At 54.1% G+C, this 1561-nt stretch carries 2 protein-coding genes; both read right to left on the reverse strand.

Annotated elements, in window-relative coordinates:
* The coding region (locus HWQ67_RS18110; RefSeq protein ID WP_218254095.1) for a hypothetical protein at positions 1 to 627 on the reverse strand (627 nt) is incomplete at its 3' end.
* Positions 628 to 903: 276 nt separating this feature from the next.
* On the reverse strand, positions 904 to 1561 hold a 658-nt coding region (locus HWQ67_RS18115), incomplete at its 5' end, for a hypothetical protein (protein WP_218254096.1).

The raw sequence follows: 1561 nt of genomic DNA on the forward strand, positions 1-1561 counted from the left end.
GGCTTCCGAGTCCGCACAATCTTCCCTTCCACTGTCGCTCGGGGCATCTTGTTGTGTTTCTTCCTCCAGACGTTCCTTTTGTCTGTCTGTCTGTCTATCTAGCTCACGAGCTCGATAGAGGATTTCGGCATGAAACTTCTTCCAGAAGCTTCTGATTGCCGGGTTTGTGATGAGGTGGTCGATGACGTATCCGCTTCGAATGAGATTCGCAGCGACCTGATCTAGAAACCAGAGCGGGTCTGATTCTATATCACGTTGTTTGTCTGTATCGTAGAACCGCACAGCGTGTTCGCACGATTGGTCCCAGCCAGACGTGTCGTCGACCTCATAGTATTTGTAGACGAGAATCCAAAACTTGGCAGCTGTTGGATACTTCTCGTCTTGTGACGGTAGGTCGGCCACTCTCGTGGCCTCCTTCACTACGTATTGAGATAGCGCAATCGGACGCTTGGCTATCTCAATGTGTGCCGTCGGAAATGCACCCTTGATTGCTGAAAAACGCATTTGTGGTGTTTTCAGCATCAATTGGTAGTGCAGCGTGCCAGTCGTAGGGGCCTTCTCAACCTGACCGGTGATCGACCACCCACGCCCTCTCGCTGAGTGGATCCATTCTTCGACTGTCTCCATCTTCGTCGAGCCCAAGTTGATCGTCAGGCTCCAACATGTAGCTCTCTGTTGTGCATTAGCCATTTATACTAAATGGCGGGTTTCGCCTCATTGCCGGCGGGGCTAGGGGGTAGGTTCCCCCAGGGGTCGTAATACTAACAGGTTGTAGACAACCTGGCATTTGACCCCTGGACCGAACGAATCCTCCTCGAAAACATAGGTCTTTTTGCAAAGTCCCTCTGTCCTGGCCTCGGGTCGGCTTTGGCTGTTTTGTGTTTTGAACTTTGGTGTTCAAGTTCACGCATCCTCGAAGGTAAACTCCGAGCTGCACTGGCTTACCAGCCGGGGCACAACGTCAGGCGCTGTACCGTCGGTGTAGCACCAGCCGATTACGAGGAACGGTGCGAAGTTGTTGCAATCATCGCCCGTGCCCTCGTCCCAAGTCAGCGATGCAGGCATCTTGCTGGCCTTGAATGTATGGCGCCACTTCACGAAGTCGAACTCACGGGTCCCTCCTGCGAGTGAGCCCGGTGCGATTCGGAATTGCTTGGCCATATGCACTCGGAACTTCTCTGTGTTCACATCGTAGGTCGAGCGCAGGGTTGTTCCATCCCACAGCACCTGTCCGCTACCGTTGATGTTTGGCTTCAGGAGGTCGGCGAGGCCGGCACCTGCAGCGACCAAGGCGTTGGTCTTCTTGTCCTTGCAGGCAAGGAGCATCACCGTTACAATCATGGGCTTGTTTGTGTTGTTGTAATCGGGGTTGAGTCCGATGACGCCACGGACACGCAGCGACTTCGGCTTGACACGGTCACCGATACGCTGATTCGACTCCGTTCCTGACAGGATGGAGCCGAGGATTGGCACAACGTCGGCATCCGAGATTGGACCGTTGTGCAGGACGTTGTTCTCCACGTTGAAGCCCACCGTCTTGTTCTCAGAAGCACGTGCTAGA

Origin of the sequence: Candidatus Magnetobacterium casense, from assembly GCF_019173545.1 — a bacterium.
GTDB lineage: Bacteria > Nitrospirota > Thermodesulfovibrionia > Thermodesulfovibrionales > Magnetobacteriaceae > Magnetobacterium > Magnetobacterium cryptolimnobacter.